Origin of the sequence: Emergencia sp. 1XD21-10 (assembly GCF_009936045.1) — a bacterium.
GTDB lineage: Bacteria > Bacillota > Clostridia > Peptostreptococcales > Anaerovoracaceae > Senimuribacter > Senimuribacter intestinalis.
The window spans coordinates 74,528-96,291 of record NZ_QWEQ01000005.1 but is presented as its reverse complement, the minus strand read 5'-3'; the positions used below and the strand labels follow the sequence as shown (position 1 = coordinate 96,291).

The following is a 21,764-nucleotide window of genomic DNA, read 5'->3' as shown; positions in this document are numbered from 1 at the left end:
TCTCCCTATACCTTTATAACGAGAAATACAGAAATTTTAGAACAAACAGGGATAAGAAATGGGTTTACTTTACGATTTGTCACAAAAATATAAAACGCTTTCCATCGTTGGCATGGCGAAGAATGCAGGAAAGACTACAGCGCTCAATTATCTCATTGAAGAAGCTGATGATGAGGGTATTACTCTGGGCATTACTTCTACCGGCAGAGACGGGGAAACACAGGACTTAGTAACGGGAACCGAAAAACCAAAGGTGTATCTCTACGAAGATACCATCGTGTCCGTTCCGACACAACTTTATGATTTGGCGGAAGCAGGACTTGAAATCGTAAAAAAATCAGATTACAGAACTTCTATTGGAGATTTGCTCCTTTGCAGAGTCGCTGATAGCGGCTATGTGCAGATAGCAGGACCTGTGGCGACTGCTCACACGAAGAAGATGTGTGAGGAGATGTTTGAAATGGGCTGTGAACTGATTCTCATCGACGGAGCTATCGACCGAAAGTCTATCGCTTCGCCGGAAACATCAGACGCGATTATCTTGTCCACCGGCGCAGTTTTGTCCCGCAGCATGAAGAAAGTAATCGAGGATACAGCGCACATCATCGGGCTTTACAGCCTCCCCGAATTGGAGGAATGCAAGGCAAGAGCGCTCATTGCAGAGCATATGAATCTGGACAAGATTTTGCTTATCAAAGGTGATAATATAGAAGCCTTAGACCTTGCAACGGGTCTTGGATCCAGCCGCTTTATCGATGAAGCAATTGATGATGAAACGGAATATGTATACATTCCGGGCGCATTTACAAACAGCGTAATTGCAGACATCAACCCAAGTAAGCTAAAAAGAGTCCACTTTGTTCTCAAAGACCCGACTAAGATTTTCATCAATCAGATGGATTGGGGCAAGCTTCGCAAGAAGAAGTTTAAGGTCAGTGTCATGAAGAACATCAAAGTTGCGGCGGTAACGGTCAACCCTATTGCGCCGAGCGGCTACTCTTTCGACCACAAAGCTCTGCGAGATGCTATGCAGGAAGCGCTTCCGGATATTCCGGTCATTGACGTTAGAATATAAACAGAAGGAGGATTTATGAAACACGGTTCAAACAGGCGGCTTGCCAATGTCAAGACTAAAGCAGAAACTGGTCTTGACTATGTCATGCAGCAGATTGACTTAAATACCCCTTTTGGTAAAAATATATTAAAAGAAACCAAACCTTTTTTTCCGGGTGAGGAAGAGGAACTTCGCGCAGAACTTGATAAAATCGAGGACATGATTGCCTTTGCGAAGGAAAATCAGCGCTGCGTAGAGCTGCTTTCAGAAGCCTTCATGGAAATCAAGGATACTACATATACCATCGAGCGAAGCAGTAGAAATGCACTTTCCGTCGTAGAACTCTACGAAGTAAAGACTCTGCTTCTGATGATGAGAAAAATTGAAAAGATTTGCGGGGAAACGACCACGAAAGTTCCGGTGGAGTTTACGCTGGAACCGACGGAAGCTCTTTTGGACGAGCTGGATCCAAGCAAAGACAGAATTAATACTTTTTATATCTATGATGACTTTTCTGAAAAGCTGGCGCAGCTGCGAAAGGAAAAGCACAGCATAGAGGTTTCTATCAGAAAGACGCAGAAGGCGAAAAAAGCGGAGATTCAGAGAGAATACGGTATCATTTTAACGCCGAAGTTTGACTGTGCAGTATCGAAGACCGGCGGAGAGCTGGAAAAGTATAAAGCCGTGCCGGATTTGCAGCAGGTGGATGAAGATTACATGACCGTAACCTTTGAATTAAAACCTGATGAAAAGATTTATGCACTGACAGAGCAGATGGAAAATCTGGTTACCGAAATTGAGGAAGAAGAAACCGTTGTAAGGCAGCGTCTTTCCCTAAAAATAGCAGAGTTTGCAGATGTGCTTCTGCGTAACTGTAAACGAATTGGACTTCTCGATGTGGCATTGGGCAAAGCCCTTTATGCCATCAAGCACGACTGCGTAAAGCCGGAAATCGTTGAGGCGCATATCGTTGAAATCGTAGAAGGCAGACAATCCAAAGTTGAAGACGTGCTGAAGTCCAAGGGGAAAACTTACTGTCCGGTAAGCATTTCCTTGACTGACGGAGTTACCTGTATTACAGGTGCCAATATGGGAGGAAAGACCATTTCACTGAAGCTTTCTGGACTGGTGCCGATTTTGGCGCAGTATGGATTCTTTGTTCCTTGTCAAAAGGCAAAGGTGGGCCTTTCTAACTATATGCAGATTCTCATTGGAGACAGCCAGTCGGTCGAGAGAGGTCTTTCCAGTTTCGGAAGCGAGATGGAAGAACTCAAAGAAATTTTAGATCACAGTGAAGATCGTTCGCTGCTTCTCATCGATGAGATTGCCAGCGGAACCAATCCGATTGAGGGTCTGGCGCTGACCAGAAGCCTTGTGGATTACCTCAAAGACAAACCGTATATTACCCTCATGACTACGCATTTTGAGGCGGTGACCGAGGAAAACGGGGTTAAGAATATGCAGGTGCGAGGCCTGGCAGATGTTGACTTCCGCAAACTCGACAGCGAGTTAAAATATGCGAATAGGAAAGAGCGGATTAATATAATTTCTAAGTATATGGACTATCGTTTATATACGGTAGAAAAACAAGGGCAAATACCAAAAGACGCGCTTAATATCGCGAAAATGTTAGGCATCAATAAGGAAATTATTGATGGAGCACAAAAATATATAAAATAAGGAGAGAGAAAAGGATGAAAAGCAAATTAAACCTTGACCCAAAAGTAGTTGACAGTGCTCGTCAGCATGCGGCAAACATTGCACATGACATGCAGGACTTCATTGACAGACACACTACAGTCAGCACAGAGAGAACAATTCTGAGACTTTTGGGAGTTGACGGTGTAGACGATGTTGACACACCGCTTCCAAACGTGGTAGTAGACCAGCTGAAGGATGCGGGTGCGCTGCCGACAGGTGTCGCTTATTGGATTGGTAATGCAATCGTACAGACTGGCAAGACACCGCAGGAAATCGCAGAAGAAATGGCTGCAGGCAAACTGGATATCACAAAACTTCCGACCTGCTCCCAGGCAGAAGCTGCTGAAGCATTAAAGCCTGCAATCAAAGCTACTTTCGAAAGAATTGACATGCAGAAAGCAAAGCGTCAGGAGTACTTAGACACTATCGGTGAAGGATCAGAGCCTTACATCTACGTAATCGTTGCTACTGGTAACATTTACGAAGACGTGATTCAGGCACAGGCTGCTGCCAGACAGGGTGCAGACATCATCGCTGTAATCAGAACTACTGCACAGTCCCTGCTTGACTATGTACCTTATGGCGCAACAACTGAAGGCTTTGGTGGTACTTACGCTACGCAGGAAAACTTTAGAATCATGAGAAAAGCACTGGACGAAGTTGGTGAAGAAGTTGGCAGATACATCAGACTGTGTAACTACTCCTCCGGTATGTGTATGCCTGAAATCGCTGCAATGGGCGCACTGGAAAGATTAGACGTAATGTTAAATGACGCTATCTACGGTATCCTGTTCAGAGATATCAACATGCAGAGAACACTGGTTGACCAGTTCATGAGCCGTGTTATCATCGGTTACTGCGGTATCATCTTTAACTCCGGTGAAGACAACTACCTGACAACAGACGACGCAATCGAAGCAGCTCACACTGTAACTGCTTCTCAGTTCATCAACGAACAGTTTGCAGTACTTGCTAACATTCCTGAAGAACAGATGGGTCTGGGTCACGCATTTGAAATGGATCCTGCTACTGAAGACGGCTTCCTGCTTGAACTGTCTCAGGCACAGATGGCAAGAGAAATCTTCCCTAAGGCAAGATTAAAATACATGCCTCCTACAAAGTTCATGACAGGTAACATCTTTAGAGGTCACCTGCAGGATGCGCTGTTCAACTTAGTAACAGTTTGGACGAATCAGTCCCTGCTGTTGACTGGTATGCTGACAGAAGCAATTCATACACCGCTGATGCAGGATAGATATCTGTCCATTGAAAATGCTCGTTACATTTTCAACAACTGCAGACACATCGGTGAAGAAGTTGAGTTCAAGAAGGACGGTATCATTCAGAAGAGAGCACAGGAAGTTCTGGGCAAAGCAGACGCTCTTCTTGCTGAAGTTGAAAAAGAAGGTCTCTTCTCCACAATCGAAAAGGGTATCTTCGGTGGCGTGAAACGTCCGTTTGACGGTGGTCACGGTCTGGAAGGTGTTTCCACTAAAGGTGAAAACTACTTCAATCCGTTTATTGAATTGTTTATGGATCATGAATAATAAGGAGGTGCAAGGTCATGACAACAGAATGCAAAGCAACAAGCAGTGTAGATTTAACTTGTGTTAAGCCTTACGGCGATGCACTTAACGACGGTAAAGTTCAGTTAGCCTTCACTCTTCCTGTACCTTACGGTGAAGAAGCTGAAGAATGCGCAAAGCAGTATGCTAAGAAATTAGGTTTGGCTGAGCCAAACGTAGCTTACTACTGCGAACTGACAACAGGATATACATTCTTTAACGTTTACGGCTCCGCACAGCCAACTATCGACTTTACAGCTATCAATGTTCCTAAGGTTGAAGGTACTGTAATGGATCGTGTGGAATGCGGCGAATGGATTGGCGAACACATCGGCAGAGATATCACCGTTGTAGGTGCATCCATCGAATCTGACGCGCATACTGTAGGTATCGACGCAATCATTCAGATGAAGGGCTTCCACGGTCACTTCGGTCTGGAAAGATTTAAGAATGTAGATCCGCATAACATGGGTTCCCAGGTTCCTTGTGAACAGTTAATTGCAAAAGCAAAAGAACTGAACGCTGATGCAATTCTGGTATCCCAGACAGTAACACAGAAGGACATTCACATCCAGCAGCTGACCAAAATGGTTGAACTGATGGAAGCGGAAGGTCTGCGTGACAAAATTATCCTGACTTGCGGCGGTCCTAGAATTTCCCACGAATTAGCACAGGAACTGGGCTACGACGCAGGTTTTGGTCCTGGAAAGTATGCAGAACACGTTATGTCCTACATCATGCAGGAAGTAGAAAAGAGAGGCTGGCAGGATAAGAAAAATATCGCTGATCGCTAATCTCATATGATAATATGACATGAGTTGCGGGCGCCTGAACTTTAAGTTCAGCGCCCATTATCACATGCGGAGGGTACAGATTTTGGACAAGAATCCTCTTGCAAGATGTATCCGTTTGGTGTATGATTTTCTCATGAACACTTATTGCCTTAGGACAACAAGGTTCCCGGGCACCCGCCCGAAGCTTTGCTTCGTGGAAGGGTGGGGTTGTTATTGTTTAAACTAATATGATATAGAAAGGTGATTGTAAAATGATTAACAAAATTATGACTGCTGATGAAGCAGTTGCAGGCGTTAAAGACGGCATGACCATTATGGTCGGCGGTTTCCTGGGCACAGGTTCCCCGGAAGTTATCATGGACGCACTTGTAAGAAAAGGCGTTAAGCATTTGACAGTAATCGGTAACGACGGCGGTCTGCCAGTAGGAACTTACGGCGCTAAGACTGCAAGAGGTATCGGTAAACTGCTCGAAGCTGGTATGGTTGACCACATCATCGCTTCCCACGTAGGTATGAACCCGCTGATTGGCGATGGCATGGTAGCAGGCACACTGAAGTGCACACTGGTTCCACAGGGTACTTTAGCAGAAAAGATCAGAGCAGCAGCTTACGGTCTTGGTGGTGTTCTGACTCCGACTGGTGTTGGTACACCGGTGCAGGAAGAGCTGGACGAATTAGGAAGAGAAAAGAAAGTTGTAGAACTGGAAGGCAAGAAGTACTTATTCGAAATGCCGCTGCGCGCTGACTATGCGTTCATCAGACCTACTGTAGCTGATAAATTTGGTAACTACTATTGTTCCAAGACAACGAAAAACTTTAACTATGTAATGGCTGGTGCTGCAGAGCACACCATCATTGCACCGGAAAAGATTGTTGAAATTAAAGAGATTGACCCTGACTACTTTGCAGTTGCAGGCGTTCTCGTAGATGCTATTGTGGAAGGAGAAAAGAGATGGCAGATTTAAAACAGAGAATTGCGAAGAGATGCGCAAAGGAATTTAAAGACGGCGATTTTATTAACCTGGGAATCGGCCTTCCTACCATGGTAGCAGACTATATTCCAGATGACATTGCAGTAACCTGCCACTCCGAAAATGGATTTGCAGGTATTGATGCTGTTGCAGACGAAACCAATACAGATGTTGATATCATCAACTCTGGTGGTGTATATGTAACTGCACTGCCAAGAGCAAAGTTCTTTGATACTGCAGAATCTTTCGGTCTTGTAAGAGGCGGACACGTAAAAGCTACAGTCCTTGGCGCTATGGAAGTTGCTGAAAACGGCGATTTGGCAAACTGGATTGTTCCAGGCAAGAAAGTTGCTGGTATGGGCGGTGCTATGGACCTTTGTGCAGGCTGTCCGGAGGTTATCATCGTAATGCTGCACACCCAGAAGGGTAATCACAAAATCTTAGAAAAGTGCACATTACCTTTGACCGCTGAAAAGTGCGTCAGCAAAATCATTACTGAAATGGGCGTAATGGAAGTCAGAGAAGATGGCATCTGGGTAACAGAATTACATCCGGATTACAGCAAAGAAGATATTCAGACAGCAACTGGCTGCAAACTTCACTTCGATCCAGAAATGAAACCGATGGAAGAAGAATAATCTTCAAACAGGACGAAAAATCTGATTAAGAATTACGGAGGAGACCCGCATGCGGATCTCCTCTTTGTTACGGGGAAAGTTATGAAAAATCATTCAAACAAAGGATATATCTATGTATTCGTTTCCGGCTGCCTTTGGGGAACCATGGGACTTTTCATTAACTTGCTTGGAAGTTACGGTGCATCGGGAGCAACGATCGTATTTTTTCGTATGGCATCAGCTGCCCTTTGGATTATACCGGTAATGCTTTTTCTTGGCGGAACGAAGCTATTTCGCATCGATGGAAAAGGGCTGCTGCTCTGTGCAGTTCTAGGTGTTGTATGTCAGGCGATGTTTAACTACGCCTATACCGAGGCAATCGGCAGTATTGGTGCTGCAACTGCTGCCGTACTGCTTTATACATCACCGATTTTTGTCTGCATTATGAGCAGAATCATTTTTAAAGAGAAGATAGGTGCAAATAAGATTGCAGGACTTGCTGTAAATATTGCAGGCTGTGCACTGACGGTAACCGGCGGTAATTTTGATACAGTTGATTTTCTAGGATATGGCGTTCTAATCGGTATTGCAGCCGGTTTTTTGTACTCGTTGATGACAATCTTTGGAACCATTGCGAAGGACTATGATACAACGACGGTGACTTTTTACAGTTTTCTCTTTGCATCTCTTACTATGGCGGTGATTGCAAAGCCATGGCTGGAGATAGGAGATTTGTGTTCTGCTGGCTTTATGGCGAGCGCTTTTGCATATGGACTGATTACAGCGGTGGTGGCATACTTTATCTATATGAAAGGGCTTTCCATGAATCTGGAAACCTCAAAGGTACCAGTCATCGCATCGGTAGAGACAGTAGTTGCTGCAATCATCGGATTTGTTATTTTACAGGAAGATTTTAGCTTGTGGAAGCTTGCCGGAATTGTTCTGGTGCTAGCGTCCATCGCCATTATGAACCTAGGTGGACAGAGACAGAAGTAAATCTAAATTATATAGAAAAAACACCTGTTAGCGCAGGTGTTTTTCTATTAGGTCGATAAAAGTATCTACATATTCGGTTTTAGGGAAGATGGCTCTGGCAGAACTTTGGTTGCCGCCGCCTTTGCCGCCGTAGATAGGGGCATTTTCTTTTACCAGTTTACCGCAGTCGTGCTGATCGGAGAACAGGAGAATGGTGTTCGTCGGCTGATGGACAAGAAAAGCGATGGTGGGGATGCAGCCGGAGAGACTGCGTCCAATCTCCAGTATATCGTCAATAGACAATTTATCGTAATATCTGACAAAAGCCGGGGAAATCTGCGCTTTTATATCTTCTATTTCTCGTGCAACGACCCATTTCTTCAAATGATAAAGTTCATCCCGGATACCCTTGTTTTTTGCGTTCTGAGCGTTATATTTGTCCAGCAGGTCGTCTGTACCTGCGGAAAGTTTATGTTCCAGATTCGTAAGGATATCGTAACGGTTCTGATAGTGGAGAAAGGCACGCTTGCCGGCTTCAAAGTAAATGCGGAACATGCCTTTATTCGGCTCTACCTTGTAGAGTTTTACTATGCCGACCTGACCGGAAGCAGCAGGGTGGGTGCCGCAGCAGGCGACACAGTCGGCAGGATTTTCTATACTTCCCACGCAGACGATGGAAATATCTTCGTCAAAGGCAAGGGCTTTGCGCAGCGGAAGGTGTTCGGCTTCTTGTCTGTTGTCATAGTGGCGGGTAATGACCGGAAGATTTGCCCAGATTGCTTCGTTGGCAGCAAGCTCTGCCTCCTTTGCCATTTCCCAAGTGATTATATTATATGCTGGATTTTCTTCCAGACTGATGTCGATGGTCATATAATCTTCACCCATGTGAAATCCACGGTTGACGCCGCCGAAGAGTTCATAGAATTTGCCGGATAAGATGTGCTCCCCGCAGTGTCTTTGCATATTATCAAATCTATGCTTCCAATCGATTGCAATATCTACTTCATCGCCTATCGACAATTCGCTTTCTTTTTCGACACAGCGGTGATAGATGTAGTCTTTATCTTCATACACGTGTGTTACAGTAAGGTCAGAAATGGTGCCGATATCACTGCTCTGACCGCCGCCTTCGGGAAAGAAAATCGTCTGATCGAGAATCAGCACGAGATTTTCTTCCTCCCTTTGTATATCGGTGATTACTGCCTTGGCAGTTTTTAAGTATACATCTTCTTTAAATAGTCTTCTTGTATCCATTTTGTGCTCCTTTTCTTCCTTTCAGTATAACACAGCTTTGGTCTTAAAACATCTACATGATTTTAGTTTTTACTTCATATATTGAAAAAAGAAGGAAGGAGAGAGAATTTGAGAGTAAAAAAAGGAGTGATGGTTCTTTTGCTGCTTGCATTTGTGTGTTTCAGTCCGAGCTACAGTAAGGTGGTCGAAACGGCAGGGAAGATGGAACCCCAGGTGATCCTGGTGCTGGATGCCGGCCATGGAGGAACACAGTTGCGCAAGTAAGGCTGATAACGATATTACTGAAAGAAAGGCAACTGTTGTACCTATCAAAATTAAATATGTGTGAGAGGACAAGCCTTTCAAGTTGTAGACGTTCAGAAATGAGCGTCTATTTTTTTACCCAAAAATCGAAAGGAGAATCAAATATTATGAAAAAGATTATGAAGCGATTACTTACGGGGGTTCTCACCCTTGCAACCGTTTTTACTGCATTACCCACTACTGCTGTTCATGCAGCGGAAACGCAATACTGGACAGAATCAGAGGAACGTGTCGGAATTGTTGAACGTGTCAATAATGATGGCTCAATCAGTGAAACATTCAACGAAGGACACATGACTGTTGATGGCGAGGACGCTTACTGCATTGACATCAATACTGGCTTTAAAAATGGTTACAAGACCAGAGCTGACGCAAGTACACGCATGAGTGACGACCAGATAGCCGACGTTGCCTTATCTATTGAATACGTTAAACAGTATGCGAAAAGCCACAGCGGACTTGGTAGCAAACACGCTTACTTGTTAAGACAGTTAGTTGTCTGGCAGAGATTGAGTGTTCACCTAGGCTGGAAATGTGATAATGTCCGAGCTTCTTATGATGAAATTTCAAAATCCGTACAAGATGAAGTATTCGCAGGAGCAAAAGCCTTTGTCAAAGAAAATAAAGGACGCTATGACTGTGGCGGTTATATCTACGTCGGTGAGGGGCAGGACTTAGGACAGTTCTGGGCGAAGTTGGCTGTCGGAAATGGCAAGATTCAGAAATCGTCCAGTAATACAGCGGTTACACAATCTAATGACTGCTATTCTTTATCTGGTGCGACTTATGGTGTCTATTCTGATAAGGGCTGCACGAAATCTGTTGCCACACTTACGACAGATAGTAATGGAAACACTGATACAGTGGAATTAAGGGCAGCAACATACTTTGTGAAAGAAACAAAAGCTCCAAAGGGATTCCAGTTAGATAAGAACGTCTATACCCTTACGGTCAAAGCTGGTGAAACTGCTACCTTAAAAGTCAGCGATACACCAAAGGTCACAGACACATTGGTTGAGCTTTTCAAGATTGATATGGAAACTTCCAAATCAACCGCACAAGGTAACGCTTCTTTGGAGGGTGCGGAGTTCGTCTGGAAATATTATGACGGATATTACACAAAAGACAATCTCCCATCAGAGCCGACACGCACATGGACGACAAAGACAATCGTTGAAAAAGACAGCAAGAATGAAGTCCATTACATTACACGTTTAGCTGACGCTTACAAAGTATCTGGTGACAGCTTCTATACACAGAATGGTACTATCTGCTTGCCGCTTGGTACTATCACTGTGGAAGAAAAGACAGCTCCAAAGGGTTACTTGTTAGAGGGTGCTTATATGCAAGCCGCTGGAAGTTCTGAACAGATAAAAGGCGTGTATGTGGCACAGATTACAGAGAACGGTGAACTTGCAGCGTTAAGCGGCAGCAACCAGTATTCCGTATCAGACAAGGTTATCCGTGGCGGTGTGAAAATCCAGAAGCGTGACCTTGAAACAAAAGATACAAAAGCACAAGGCGGTGCAACTTTGAAAGATACTGCCTTTGAGATTGTTTCCTTGAATGATAAAGCTGTCTTGGTAGGTGGCAAGTTATATAGCAAGAATGAAGTTGTCAAAACAATCCATACAGGCATTGACGGTATCGCTACGACTGACGCAGATACGTTACCATACGGAAAATACCGTATCGAAGAAAGTAAAGCTCCAGAGGGATATTTGACTGACGGTGCAAAACCGATTGAGTTTGCAATCACAGAGAATGGAAAAATCGTTGATTTAACTGACGAAGTACACTCTGTTTACAATCAGATTAAACGTGGTGATATTGAGGGTGTCAAAATCGGTGACGGTACTCACAAGCGACTTGCGAATGTTTCGTTTAGGATCACAAGCAAGACGACTGGTGAAAGCCACATCATTGTGACTGATAAAAACGGTCAGTTCTCTACTGCTGCTGACTGGGTATCTCATAAGCAGAATACAAACGCTGGTAAATCCAGTGAGGACGGTATCTGGTTTGGAACATCTGAACCAGACGACAGCAAAGGTGCTTTACTCTATGATACTTATGAGATTGAGGAATTACGCTGTGATTCCAACAAAGGAATGACCTTGATTCCTGCCTTTGATGTGGTGGTATCACGCAATAAGACTGTCGTTGACTTGGGAACATTGACAGATGATTACGAACCAGAAATCTCTATCCATACCACAGCTACCGACAAGGTAACAGGCGAAAAGTCAATCATTGCTGGTAAGAGTGTGACTATCGTTGATACGGTCACTTTAGACGGATTGAAAAAGGGAACAAAATACCAGCTCAAAGGCTGGCAGATGGTGAAATCTGAAAATGCACAACTTCTTATTGATGGTAAACCTGTGGAAAGTGATTACTCATTCACTGCAAAAGATTCCAAAATGGAAGTTGAAGTTTCCTATACATTCAATGCCAGTGCTTTAGGTGGCAAAGGCCTTGTGACGTTTGAAGAATTGTACGACCTTTCCAATCCAGACGAGCCTATCAAGGTGGCTGAACACAAGGACATTGAGGACGACGGGCAGACTGTAAAAATCGAGGAAAGAATCATTACCATTCATACCACAGCTACCAACAAGGCAACAGGTGAAAAGATGATTGTTGCTGGTAAGAGCGTGACTATCGTTGATACGGTCACTTTAGATGGGCTTGAAAAAGGCGTGAAATACGCCCTTAAAGGTTGGGAAATGGTGAAGTCTGAAAATGCACAGCTTCTTATAGACGGTAAACCTGTGGAAAATGACCTTAACTTTACCGCAGACGATTCCAAAATGGAAGTCGAGATTGCATTTACTTTCAATGCCAGTGAGCTTGCAGGTAAGGAGCTTGTCACTTTTGAAGAATTATACGATATGACAAATCCAGACGAGTCTACCAAAGTAGCTGAACACAAGGACATCAAAGACGACGAACAGACGGTGACAATCACAGAGCGTATCATCACTATGCACACAACCGCTACCGACAAGGCAACAGGTAAAAAGACAATCGAAGCTGGTAAGGACGTAACTATCGTTGATACTGTTACCTTAGATGGTCTTGAAAAAGACGTGAAATATACCCTTAAAGGTTGGGAAATGGTGAAATCGGAAAATACAGAACTTATCGTTAATGGTAAGCGTGTGAAAAATGACCTTACTTTCACCGCTACAGATACTAAGATGGAGGTTCAGATTGAATTTACATTCAATGCCAGTGAGCTAGGTGGTAAAGAGCTTGTCACTTTTGAAGAATTGTACGACGTGACAAATCCAGACAAGCCTATCAAAGTAGCGGAACATAAGGACATCAAGGACGAGGGGCAGACGGTGACAATCAAGGAAAAACCAGAATCCCCTACTACACCAGAAGAACCTATCACACCAACGAAGCCAAGCGATTCACCAAAAACTGGTGACAATACGCCATTCGCCGCATTACTCGCTATGATGGGAATTTCTGCTGCTGGTCTTATCTTTGCAGGTTATAAGAGATTCCGCAGAGTAAAGAAATCTGACTAATGCAGGAGGTAGCAGCTCATGAAAGCACTCCCCCGACCACCGCCCATCATAGAAACGCCAGTCTTTGGCTGACAGTTTAACTAAATTCTGCTTGATTGCCATTTATCTTTCTGAATGGGGATTGTCAAGGGTGCGAAGCACAACGCTTGCCCTTGATGATTCACAGGCAGACAGATACAATCCAGACAGCAGAATGATACTATATGAAATCAATCAAAATCAGAAAGAAAAGAGGTAAATACATTTATGGAATTAAAACACGTTATCCCGAACATGGAAAAGACATTCGGAAATTTGGAGTTTGCAGGTGAGAATAAGGTTGAACAGCGTAGGATCAACGGACGTATGACGGTAGTTTCCCGTAGCTTCAACCTTTATTCGGACGTACAGAGGGCAGATGATATTATCGTCGTGCTGCCTGCTTCTGCTGGTGAGAAAAATTTTGAATCAGAGGAAAAAGTAAAACTTATCAATCCAAAAATCACCGCAGAGGGTTACAAAATCGGCACAAGAGGATTCACAAACTATATCCTGTCAGCAGACGATATGGTGAAAGCATAAGGAGGTAGAAAGATTATGAGATTAGCAAACGGAATCATCATTGATAAGGAAAAGACATTCGGAGTATTGAAGTTCTCGGCGTTGCGTCGTGAGGTACATATCCAGAATGAGGACGGTACGGTTTCTGAAGAAATCAAAGAACGTACCTACGATTTGAAGTGCAAGGAACAGGGGCGCATGATACAGGTAAGTATTCCTGCTTCTGTTCCGTTAAAAGAATATGATTATAACGCAGAGGTGGAAATCATCAATCCTGTGGCTGATACGGTGGCAACTGCTACGTTTCAAGGGGCAGACGTTGACTGGTATATCAAGGCAGATGATATTGTCTTGAAAAATAAGAACGGTCAACCAGCAGGAAATCCGCAGAACCACAACCATAGCCAGCAACCACAAAATAAGAAATAAAGAAAGGATTTAGCCTATGCCACAATTCAATAAACGTGGAAACCGTATCAGAGCCAGTGACAAGTCGCTGGTTTTTCGTTTCTCGGCTGGTTCGCTGCTTTTGCTGTTCCTTACTGTGGTTATGTTGCTGAACCTAAAAGCAATCCTAACAACGGACTGGAAATCGGTTCGTCTTATGCAAAATGGCAGCGTCCATCTTACCGTTACGACATACATGATAGTAACAATCATTGTGGCAGCTCTGGTCTGTGTGATTGCTGCTCTTTTGTACCGCAGATTCCAGTATGACAGGGTAAAGCAGCTCTTTCACCGTCAAAAGCTGGCTAGAATGATACTCGAAAATGGGTGGTATGAATCGGAAACCATGCAGGACAGCGGATTCTTCAAGGATTTACCAGCGACCAGCAAAAAAGAGAAAATCAACTATTTTCCAAAGCTGTATTATCGTATGGATAACGGACTATTGTATATCCGTACAGAAATCACACTGGGAAAATATCAAGACCAGCTCCTACATTTGGAAAAGAAGCTGGAAACAGGCTTGTACTGTGAGCTGGTTTCCAAAGAATTAAAGGACAGCTACGTTGAATATGTGCTGCTCTATGACACTATCGCAAACAGAATTACCATTGACGAAGTACAAGCGGAACATGGCAGCTTGCGTCTGATGAAAAATGTCTGGTGGGAATATGACAAGCTCCCTCACATGCTGATTGCTGGCGGCACTGGTGGCGGTAAAACTTACTTTATCCTCACTATCATTGAAGCTCTGCTCCGCTGCAATGCGGTCATGTATGTGTTAGACCCGAAGAACGCTGACCTTGCGGATTTATCCGTCGTCATGCCAGAAGTCTACTACAAAAAGGAAGATATAACTGCTTGTATTGATAGGTTCTATGACGGTATGATGGCAAGAAGTGAAGCTATGAAGCTCATGGAAAACTACAAGACAGGTGAAAACTATGCCTATCTCGGTCTTGCTCCGCACTTTTTAATCTTTGATGAATATGTAGCATTTATGGAAATGCTGACGACAAAGGAAAACGCTGCTGTGCTGAATAAGCTCAAACAGATAGTCATGCTCGGACGACAGGCAGGTTACTTTCTTATCCTCGCCTGTCAGCGACCAGACGCAAAATATTTAGGTGACGGAATCCGTGACCAGTTCAATTTCCGTGTCGCATTGGGGCGTATGTCAGAGCTTGGCTATTCCATGATGTTCGGAGAGGTAGACAAGGACTTTTTTCTGAAACAGATCAAAGGACGTGGCTACGTCGATACAGGAACAAGTGTCATATCAGAGTTTTACACTCCCCTTGTACCAAAAGGACACGATTTTCTAAGAGAAATAGGCAGATTGACACAAAACAGGCAGGACGGACAGGCGGCGTGCGGAGCGGAAGCCGCAGGTACGGACTAGCCTGTGTTGGTGTGGCTTGCCACACCAACCATTCGCCCCCATTATCTAACAGGGGGGCACAAATTATCTGGAAACAGTCATAATAATATCTGAAAGTCCCCTAAAACAGCGGACTTTTCAAACATTCAAGGGAGTGTGACAAAATCGGTAAATGTCACATTCCTTTTTCGATTGGAGGGATTTTTACTGAATGATACCGACTGGATAAACAAACTCAAAGAACAACGGACGCAGTACGGCGTTTCCCAGAATCAGCTTGCGGTCATGGCTGGTGTCAGCCGAGAGTATGTCAGCAGGCTTGAATCTGGAAAAGTAGCCTTGACGGAAGAAATCAAGGTGAAACTCACGGACGCTCTGGATAAACTGAATCCAGAAAATCCGCTGGAAATGGTCTTGGATTATGTCAGAATCCGATTCCCCACACAGGACGTAAAACACGTTGTTGAAGATATTCTCAAATTAAGGCTTGATGTGATGATACATGAGGATTTTGGCTTCTACTCCTATGCGGAACATTACGTCTTGGGTGATGTGTTCGTGCTGACTTCACCCGATAAGGAAAAAGGCACATTACTAGAGCTGAAAGGCAAAGGCTGCCGCCAGATGGAAAGCTACCTCTTGGCACAGCATAGGAGCTGGTATGACTTTCTCATGGACGCTCTGATAGAGGGAGGTGTGATGAAACGTCTTGACCTTGCCATCAACGATATGGCAGGAATCTTAGACATTCCAGAGCTGACAGAGAAATGCAACCATGAGGAATGTATTTCCGTATTTCGCAGCTTCAAGAGCTACCGCAGCGGTGAGCTTGTAAGAAGCATGGAACAGGACAGATACGGTATGGGAAATACATTGTATATTGGTTCGCTCAAATCGGAAGTCTATTTCTGTATCTACGAAAAGGACTATGAACAGTACGCAAAGTATGACATAGCCATTGAAGATACAAAAATCAAGAACCGTTTTGAAATAAGACTAAAGAATGAGCGAGCCTATTATGCGGTGCGTGACCTGCTGACCTACCATGACGCAGAACGTACCGCTTTTGATATTATCAACCGTTATATGCGGTTCGCTGACAAGGAGGTGGATAAGCGACGCAGCGAATGGAAAACCAATGAGAAATGGGCGTACTTTATCGGTTCTGATCGTGGGCGTCTGAAACTGACGACCAAACCAGAACCGTACACGCTCACAAGGACGCTGAACTGGATAAGCAGACAGGTAGCTCCTACATGGAAAGTCTTACAGCAGATAGATCGTACCAACGGCACGACTTATCTCAAAGATATTTTAGACCATGCGAAGCTCACCGAGCGTCATAAAAAACTGATTGAACAACAGACGACTTCCACAGAGGAAATCATCAGTAAGGAGGAATGACAACATGAAGCATATCTTATTTGACTTCTTCCTGTTCTCACTTGGGGCAGGATTCGGAGTAGTTACTATGTGTCTTATGCAGTCTGCAAAAGCCGCAGACAGAGAAATTGAAGTGATGGAAAGGAGAAAGAGATAATGAATTTCGGACAGAACTTATACAACTGGTTTTTATCTAACGCACAATCCCTTGTGCTTATGGCAATCGCTGTTATCGGGGTGTATCTCGGATTCAAGCGTGAGTTTTCCAAACTTATCGGATTCTTGGTGATTGCCTTAATCGCTGTTGGCTTGGTATTCAATGCCGCTGGCGTGAAAGACGTACTGTTGCAGTTATTCAATAAGATTATCGGTGCATAAGTAATTATTGAAACACCACAAATCACTTGATATAATAATCTAAAGAATTGGAGGTGTTTTCTATGATGAAATTAAATTTGCGTGATTTACATATAGATATTTTAAAACATAGCAGGACTTATGATGTATTTGATTATTCTCATAATGGAATACAATTTAGTGTCATGTTTGATGTAGATTGTATTCCATTTAAATTAATTCTTGTAAAAAAGAGAAGTACACAATATCTTATTTTAGATGTTATGGCAGGTTATCAGATAAACACATATTTAGGAGAAAAATTACAAGTATTAAAAGATATGTTGGAATTAAAAAACGGGAAAACTAAATTTTCTACGAATCAGTTTTTTGAAGAGTTCAATAAAAAGATACCTCATGTCATACAAAACAAAAAAATATCCAAATCAACAATTAGTCGTGTATATCATTGTGAAGAAAGTGAAAAAATCTATATTCGTGAATTGCGTAATTGGGATAAATACCCTGAATTAGGGAAACACGCTACTAAAGAAAATAGAGAAAAAACAAGATTGTTATATCCAGAAATCTATGAAAAAATCAAAGATAAAAATATTAGTGTATTTTATACTGATAAAGAGAAGTAGAAAAAGCAGTAAATCTTAATGGTTTGCTGCTTTTTTTATGCAAAATTTTAAGATTGGAGGACAATATGAAAACAGATATTTTTGAGGATATGACAGAGCTGGTCGGCTGTAAAGATGTTTCAGACCTGCCCTATAGAAAACGTGAGGTATGGGAAGAAATCAAACGACAGTCACCGCTTGCCTATCCAAAAGAACAGTTAGAAAAATTTTCCCATTATGTATTCGGTGTAGATTATGCTGTTATAATGGGAATACTGGATATGATGAAAGGAAGTGACAGACCATGCAGGAAATGCGAATCTACCTGTTAAACAATACAAAGCCTTACCATGACGAGGACGACGGTTACTCTGGCGACTGGTTCAACTGCCCGATAAATTTTGATGAAGTCAGAGAAAAGTTAGGTGTAGAGAATGAGGAACAGGTCGAGATTGCAGACTATGAGCTGCCATTCCATATCAACACTGACACACCGATATGGGAAATCAATGCCCTTTGCCGCTTCGTACTGGAAATAGACGGTACGCCTATTGGTAACGAAATGAAAGCCATTCAGCAGAAATGGTTTGACAGCTTCGAGGACTTTATCGACCATAAGGACGAGATACGTTACTATGATGTGGGTGACGGTGCAGCACTGGCAGAATACCTTGTCTGTGAGGAAAATATTTTCGGTGAGATTCCCCATGAATTACAGAAGCATATCGACTATCATTCCTACGGAAAAGAGTTGGAAATGGACGACAGATACCTTTTCACAACAAGCGGTGTATTCCGTTATCAGTAAAGGGGTGATGTTGTATCGAAGAAATGCGAATCTATATCGCCAATCTTGGGAAATACAACGAGGGTGAGCTTGTGGGTGCGTGGTTCACACCGCCTGTCGATTATGACGAAATGGCGGAACGTATCGGCTTGAACGACGAATACGAGGAATACGCAATCCATGATTATGAGCTGCCCTTTGAGATTGACGAATACACACCCATTGAGGAAGTCAACCGCTTTTGTGAAATGGTGGAGGACTTACCAGAGGACATACAAGACGAGCTTTCAGAGCTGCTCTGCTATTACAGCAGCTTGGAGGAATTGTGCGAACACGCAGACGATATTATCCATTATCCCGATTGTGACGATATGACAGACGTTGCCTATTACTTCATAGATGAATGTCAAAGCCTTGGTGAGATACCAGACAGGATAAGAAACTACATAGATTATGAAGCCTATGGTCGTGACCTTGATTTAGAGGGACGTTTTGTCGTCACCAATCATGGCGTGTTTGAATGTCCGTATTAACAATTATAACTGAATATTTTTTATCAGCCAGTTACCAATGAACTGGTATTTTTTATGCAGCAGCTTGTGAAAACAGGCTGCTGTTTCCATTTAAAGAGAAATCTTCAAAGAAAGGAGCTGTGAAAAATGAAGAAAATCAAAAGCTATACAAGCATTTGGAGCGTGGAAAAAGTCATTTATGCCATCAATGACTTCCAACTCCCGTTCCCTCTCACGTTCAGTCAGATGGCGTGGTTTGTGGTATCGCTGTTTATCGTGATTCTCTTTGGGGAACTGCCGCCCTTTAGCATGATTGACGGTGCGTTCCTCAAATATTTTGGAATCCCTATCGCTTTTACATGGTTCGTATCACAAAAGACCTTTGACGGGAAAAAGCCTTTTGGATTCTTAAAGTCCTGTATCTCGTTCTTCCTGCGACCCAAAGTGACCTATGCAGGAAAAGCCATCAAGCTGAAAAACGAAAAATTCAATACCGCTGTTACAGCAGTTAGGAGTGTGATGTATGTTCCCGATTAAATATATTGAAAACAATCTGGTGTTCAACCATGACGGTGAGTGCTTCGCCTACTATGAGCTGACACCTTACAATTATTCGTTCCTGTCGCCAGAGGAAAAGTACATGGTGCATGACAACTTCCGTCAGCTTATCGCCCAGAACCGTGACGGAAAAATCCATGCCTTACAGATTGCCACAGAGGACAGCTTACGTGCAGTACAGGAGCGTTCAAAGAAAGGAATCACAGGCAGACTTCGTGAAATCGCCTGTAAAAAGGTAGACGAACAGACAGAAGCGTTGGTTGAGATGATTGGGGAAAATCAGATTGACTACCGCTTTTTTCTTGGCTTCAAGTTGCTGGTGAATGAGGAAGAAATCAGCCTAAAGGGAATGAAAAAATCAGCGGCTATGACCTTTACCGATTTTATCTATGAGGTCAATCACAAGCTCATGGGTGACTTCGTTTCCATAAGCAATGATGAAATCAACCGATTCATGAAGATGGAAAAGCTGCTGGAAAGCAAAATCTCAAGACGTTTCCAGTTCCGCAGGCTGGATAAGAACGACTTCGGTTATCTCTTGGAGCATATCTACGGGAACACAGGTGTTGCGTACAGTGATTATATCTATGAGCTACCAGTAAAGAAATTAAAGCGTGAAACGCTGGTAAAGCGATATGACCTTATCCGTCCGACACGCTGCATGATAGAGGAAAACCAGCGATACCTAAAGATTGAGCGTGAAGATCAGACAACGTATGTTGCCTACTTCACGATTAACAATATCGTGGGCGAGCTGGACTTCCCGTCAAGTGAGATATTTTATTACCAACAGCAGCAATTCACATTCCCTGTTTCCACTTCCATGAATGTAGAGATTGTGACAAATAAGAAAGCCTTAACCACAGTCCGCAACAAGAAAAAAGAATTGAAAGACTTGGATAATCACGCTTGGGAATCCAACAATGAAACAGGAAGTAACGTCATTGAAGCTCTGGATTCGGTGAATGAGCTGGAAACCAGCTTAGGCCAGTCAAAGGAATCCATGTATAAATTATCTTATGTTATCCGTGTGGCGGCTGACAGTCTGGACGAACTCAAACGCCGCTGTGATGAAGTCAAGGACTTCTACGACGATTTGAACGTGAAGCTGGTTCGCCCATTCGGGGATATGCTCGGCTTACATGGTGAATTTATCCCATCAAGCAAGCGTTACATCAATGACTATATCCAGTATGTCACTTCTGACTTTCTCGCTGGTCTTGGGTTCGGAGCGACACAGCAGCTTGGGGAAACGGACGGAATCTATATCGGCTATAACCTTGACACAGGTAAAAATGTGTACCTAAAGCCTAGCCTTGCAGCACAGGGCGTGAAAGGTTCCGTGACTAATGCGTTGGCTGCCGCCTTTCTTGGTTCACTCGGCGGTGGCAAGTCATTCTGTAACAATCTTATCATCTATTATGCAGTGCTGTTTGGAGGGAAAGCGGTCATTGTAGACCCGAAATCAGAGCGTGGCGACTGGCAGGAAACACTACCCGATATTGCACATGAAATCAAGATAGTAAACCTTACCAGTGAGGACAGGAACAAAGGGCTACTTGACCCGTATGTGATTATGAAGCGTACAAAAGACGCTGAAAGCCTTGCGATTGATATACTTACATTCCTTACAGGAATTTCTTCCCGTGATGGTGAAAAATTCCCTGTCCTTAGACGTGCAATCCGTTCTGTGACGCAAAGTAAGCAACAAGGACTACTCCGTGTCATTGATGAATTAAGGAAAGACGGTTCTCCTGTGGCAGAGAATATCGCAGACCATATCGAAAGCATGACGGACTATGACTTTGCACACCTCTTGTTCTCGGACGGTGATGTGACACAATCTATCAGTTTAGATCGTCAGCTTAACATCATACAGGTAGCAGACCTTGTACTACCCGATAAAGACACAAAATTTGAAGAATACACCACTATGGAATTACTGTCAGTGGCTATGCTTATCGTTATCAGTACCTTTGCTTTAGACTTTATCCATTCAGACCGCAGCATTTTCAAAATGGTGGATTTGGACGAAGCGTGGACGTTCTTACAGGTGGCACAGGGAAAAGCACTCTCTAACAAGCTGATTCGTGCTGGTCGTTCCATGAACGCCGCTGTTTACTTCGTCACACAAAACTCTGGTGATGTGGACGACGAAAAGATGAAGAACAATATCGGCTTGAAGTTTGCCTTTCGGAGTACGGATATAAAAGAAATCAAGAATACCCTTGAATTTTTCGGTGTGGATAAGGAGGACGAAAGCAACCAGAAGCGACTTAGGGATTTGGAAAACGGACAATGCCTGTTTCAAGATTTATACGGACGAGTGGGCGTTATCCAGATACACCCTGTATTCGCTGATTTGTTCCATGCCTTTGATACCAGACCGCCCGTACAGACGGAAGAATCGAGGTGAAG

The 21,764-nt window shown here is 43.5% G+C and carries 23 protein-coding genes; 22 read left to right on the top strand and 1 reads right to left on the bottom strand.

Annotation, left to right across the window (positions count from 1 at the left end):
- Positions 1-58: 58 nt before the first annotated feature.
- From D1151_RS04195 to D1151_RS04165, 7 genes are all read left to right on the top strand, one after another.
- On the top strand, positions 59-1,075 hold the full coding sequence (locus tag D1151_RS04195) for a hypothetical protein (protein ID WP_160202141.1): 1,017 nt from the start codon (positions 59-61) through the stop codon (positions 1,073-1,075).
- Positions 1,076-1,090: 15 nt separating this feature from the next.
- Positions 1,091-2,734, top strand: a complete 1,644-nt coding sequence (locus D1151_RS04190; protein ID WP_161908068.1) for a DNA mismatch repair protein MutS — start codon at positions 1,091-1,093, stop codon at positions 2,732-2,734.
- 14 nt (positions 2,735-2,748) lie between these two features.
- Complete coding sequence (locus D1151_RS04185) at positions 2,749-4,302, top strand: lysine 5,6-aminomutase subunit alpha (RefSeq protein ID WP_160202143.1); 1,554 nt, start codon at positions 2,749-2,751, stop codon at positions 4,300-4,302.
- 17 nt (positions 4,303-4,319) lie between these two features.
- Positions 4,320-5,114: an OAM dimerization domain-containing protein gene (locus D1151_RS04180; RefSeq protein ID WP_160202144.1), complete on the top strand. Its 795-nt coding sequence runs from the start codon at positions 4,320-4,322 to the stop codon at positions 5,112-5,114.
- Positions 5,115-5,365: 251 nt separating this feature from the next.
- Positions 5,366-6,079: a CoA transferase subunit A gene (locus tag D1151_RS04175; RefSeq protein WP_161908067.1), complete on the top strand. Its 714-nt coding sequence runs from the start codon at positions 5,366-5,368 to the stop codon at positions 6,077-6,079.
- On the top strand, positions 6,067-6,723 hold the full coding sequence (locus tag D1151_RS04170) for a 3-oxoacid CoA-transferase subunit B (RefSeq protein WP_161908066.1): 657 nt from the start codon (positions 6,067-6,069) through the stop codon (positions 6,721-6,723). Before D1151_RS04175 ends, D1151_RS04170 begins: the two co-directional genes overlap by 13 nt.
- An 81-nt stretch (positions 6,724-6,804) precedes the next feature.
- On the top strand, positions 6,805-7,698 hold the full coding sequence (locus D1151_RS04165) for a DMT family transporter (protein WP_161908065.1): 894 nt from the start codon (positions 6,805-6,807) through the stop codon (positions 7,696-7,698).
- Between the two features lie 27 nt (positions 7,699-7,725).
- On the opposite strand, the gene D1151_RS04160 is transcribed toward D1151_RS04165, so the two are convergent.
- Positions 7,726-8,931 carry an alanyl-tRNA editing protein gene (locus D1151_RS04160; RefSeq protein ID WP_161908064.1) on the bottom strand — a complete coding sequence of 402 codons (1,206 nt, stop codon included), beginning with the start codon at positions 8,929-8,931 and terminating at the stop codon, positions 7,726-7,728.
- Positions 8,932-9,039: 108 nt separating this feature from the next.
- Between D1151_RS04160 and D1151_RS04155 the strand changes: the two genes are divergently transcribed.
- The 15 genes from D1151_RS04155 (at position 9,040) to D1151_RS04085 (ending at position 21,762) form a co-directional block, all read left to right on the top strand.
- Positions 9,040-9,195, top strand: coding sequence for a hypothetical protein (locus D1151_RS04155; RefSeq protein WP_161908063.1), 156 nt, complete (start codon positions 9,040-9,042; stop codon positions 9,193-9,195).
- A gap of 146 nt (positions 9,196-9,341) precedes the next feature.
- Positions 9,342-12,776 (top strand): VaFE repeat-containing surface-anchored protein, encoded by a 3,435-nt coding sequence (locus tag D1151_RS04150; RefSeq protein ID WP_161908062.1) that lies wholly within the window; start codon positions 9,342-9,344, stop codon positions 12,774-12,776.
- Between the two features lie 64 nt (positions 12,777-12,840).
- Positions 12,841-13,014, top strand: a complete 174-nt coding sequence (locus D1151_RS04145) for a hypothetical protein (protein ID WP_161908061.1) — start codon at positions 12,841-12,843, stop codon at positions 13,012-13,014.
- An 8-nt stretch (positions 13,015-13,022) separates the two neighbouring features.
- Positions 13,023-13,337, top strand: a complete 315-nt coding sequence (locus tag D1151_RS04140) for a YdcP family protein (RefSeq protein ID WP_005363246.1) — start codon at positions 13,023-13,025, stop codon at positions 13,335-13,337.
- A gap of 15 nt (positions 13,338-13,352) precedes the next feature.
- Positions 13,353-13,745 carry a YdcP family protein gene (locus D1151_RS04135; protein ID WP_161908060.1) on the top strand — a complete coding sequence of 131 codons (393 nt, stop codon included), beginning with the start codon at positions 13,353-13,355 and terminating at the stop codon, positions 13,743-13,745.
- A gap of 16 nt (positions 13,746-13,761) precedes the next feature.
- On the top strand, positions 13,762-15,165 hold the full coding sequence (locus D1151_RS04130; RefSeq protein ID WP_161908059.1) for a DUF87 domain-containing protein: 1,404 nt from the start codon (positions 13,762-13,764) through the stop codon (positions 15,163-15,165).
- A gap of 171 nt (positions 15,166-15,336) precedes the next feature.
- Positions 15,337-16,548 carry a MobT family relaxase gene (mobT, locus tag D1151_RS04125; RefSeq protein ID WP_202620379.1) on the top strand — a complete coding sequence of 404 codons (1,212 nt, stop codon included), beginning with the start codon at positions 15,337-15,339 and terminating at the stop codon, positions 16,546-16,548.
- Positions 16,549-16,552: 4 nt separating this feature from the next.
- Positions 16,553-16,684, top strand: coding sequence for a DUF3789 domain-containing protein (locus tag D1151_RS04120; RefSeq protein WP_161908057.1), 132 nt, complete (start codon positions 16,553-16,555; stop codon positions 16,682-16,684).
- Positions 16,684-16,905: a hypothetical protein gene (locus tag D1151_RS04115; RefSeq protein WP_005363222.1), complete on the top strand. Its 222-nt coding sequence runs from the start codon at positions 16,684-16,686 to the stop codon at positions 16,903-16,905. The genes D1151_RS04120 and D1151_RS04115 overlap by 1 nt, the downstream gene beginning before the upstream one ends.
- A gap of 62 nt (positions 16,906-16,967) precedes the next feature.
- On the top strand, positions 16,968-17,510 hold the full coding sequence (locus D1151_RS04110; RefSeq protein WP_161908056.1) for a DUF6037 family protein: 543 nt from the start codon (positions 16,968-16,970) through the stop codon (positions 17,508-17,510).
- A 65-nt stretch (positions 17,511-17,575) separates the two neighbouring features.
- Positions 17,576-17,821, top strand: coding sequence for a hypothetical protein (locus D1151_RS04105; protein WP_161908055.1), 246 nt, complete (start codon positions 17,576-17,578; stop codon positions 17,819-17,821).
- Positions 17,794-18,297 (top strand): antirestriction protein ArdA, encoded by a 504-nt coding sequence (locus D1151_RS04100; protein ID WP_243151158.1) that lies wholly within the window; start codon positions 17,794-17,796, stop codon positions 18,295-18,297. The genes D1151_RS04105 and D1151_RS04100 overlap by 28 nt, the downstream gene beginning before the upstream one ends.
- Positions 18,298-18,311: 14 nt before the next feature.
- Complete coding sequence (locus D1151_RS04095) at positions 18,312-18,809, top strand: antirestriction protein ArdA (RefSeq protein WP_330588285.1); 498 nt, start codon at positions 18,312-18,314, stop codon at positions 18,807-18,809.
- Positions 18,810-18,935: 126 nt separating this feature from the next.
- Positions 18,936-19,325 carry a conjugal transfer protein gene (locus D1151_RS04090; RefSeq protein ID WP_161908053.1) on the top strand — a complete coding sequence of 130 codons (390 nt, stop codon included), beginning with the start codon at positions 18,936-18,938 and terminating at the stop codon, positions 19,323-19,325.
- The gene (locus D1151_RS04085) at positions 19,312-21,762 is read left to right on the top strand and encodes an ATP-binding protein (RefSeq protein WP_161908052.1); all 2,451 of its coding nucleotides are present in this window, start codon (positions 19,312-19,314) and stop codon (positions 21,760-21,762) included. The genes D1151_RS04090 and D1151_RS04085 overlap by 14 nt, the downstream gene beginning before the upstream one ends.
- Positions 21,763-21,764: the final 2 nt, after the last annotated feature.

What these genes read in the sequence shown, in the direction of transcription:
- D1151_RS04135 (WP_161908060.1), top strand. Translation starts at nt 13,353, where the DNA reads ATGAGATTAGCAAACGGAATCATCATTGATAAGGAAAAGACATTCGGA.
- D1151_RS04150 (WP_161908062.1), top strand. Translation starts at nt 9,342, where the DNA reads ATGAAAAAGATTATGAAGCGATTACTTACGGGGGTTCTCACCCTTGCA.
- D1151_RS04180 (WP_160202144.1), top strand. Translation starts at nt 4,320, where the DNA reads ATGACAACAGAATGCAAAGCAACAAGCAGTGTAGATTTAACTTGTGTT.
- D1151_RS04105 (WP_161908055.1), top strand. Translation starts at nt 17,576, where the DNA reads ATGAAAACAGATATTTTTGAGGATATGACAGAGCTGGTCGGCTGTAAA.
- D1151_RS04195 (WP_160202141.1), top strand. Translation starts at nt 59, where the DNA reads ATGGGTTTACTTTACGATTTGTCACAAAAATATAAAACGCTTTCCATC.
- D1151_RS04185 (WP_160202143.1), top strand. Translation starts at nt 2,749, where the DNA reads ATGAAAAGCAAATTAAACCTTGACCCAAAAGTAGTTGACAGTGCTCGT.
- D1151_RS04100 (WP_243151158.1), top strand. Translation starts at nt 17,794, where the DNA reads ATGCAGGAAATGCGAATCTACCTGTTAAACAATACAAAGCCTTACCAT.
- D1151_RS04090 (WP_161908053.1), top strand. Translation starts at nt 18,936, where the DNA reads ATGAAGAAAATCAAAAGCTATACAAGCATTTGGAGCGTGGAAAAAGTC.
- D1151_RS04130 (WP_161908059.1), top strand. Translation starts at nt 13,762, where the DNA reads ATGCCACAATTCAATAAACGTGGAAACCGTATCAGAGCCAGTGACAAG.
- D1151_RS04165 (WP_161908065.1), top strand. Translation starts at nt 6,805, where the DNA reads ATGAAAAATCATTCAAACAAAGGATATATCTATGTATTCGTTTCCGGC.
- D1151_RS04170 (WP_161908066.1), top strand. Translation starts at nt 6,067, where the DNA reads ATGGCAGATTTAAAACAGAGAATTGCGAAGAGATGCGCAAAGGAATTT.
- D1151_RS04160 (WP_161908064.1), bottom strand. Translation starts at nt 8,931, where the DNA reads ATGGATACAAGAAGACTATTTAAAGAAGATGTATACTTAAAAACTGCC.
- D1151_RS04175 (WP_161908067.1), top strand. Translation starts at nt 5,366, where the DNA reads ATGATTAACAAAATTATGACTGCTGATGAAGCAGTTGCAGGCGTTAAA.
- D1151_RS04110 (WP_161908056.1), top strand. Translation starts at nt 16,968, where the DNA reads ATGATGAAATTAAATTTGCGTGATTTACATATAGATATTTTAAAACAT.
- D1151_RS04140 (WP_005363246.1), top strand. Translation starts at nt 13,023, where the DNA reads ATGGAATTAAAACACGTTATCCCGAACATGGAAAAGACATTCGGAAAT.
- D1151_RS04120 (WP_161908057.1), top strand. Translation starts at nt 16,553, where the DNA reads ATGAAGCATATCTTATTTGACTTCTTCCTGTTCTCACTTGGGGCAGGA.
- D1151_RS04190 (WP_161908068.1), top strand. Translation starts at nt 1,091, where the DNA reads ATGAAACACGGTTCAAACAGGCGGCTTGCCAATGTCAAGACTAAAGCA.
- D1151_RS04115 (WP_005363222.1), top strand. Translation starts at nt 16,684, where the DNA reads ATGAATTTCGGACAGAACTTATACAACTGGTTTTTATCTAACGCACAA.
- D1151_RS04085 (WP_161908052.1), top strand. Translation starts at nt 19,312, where the DNA reads ATGTTCCCGATTAAATATATTGAAAACAATCTGGTGTTCAACCATGAC.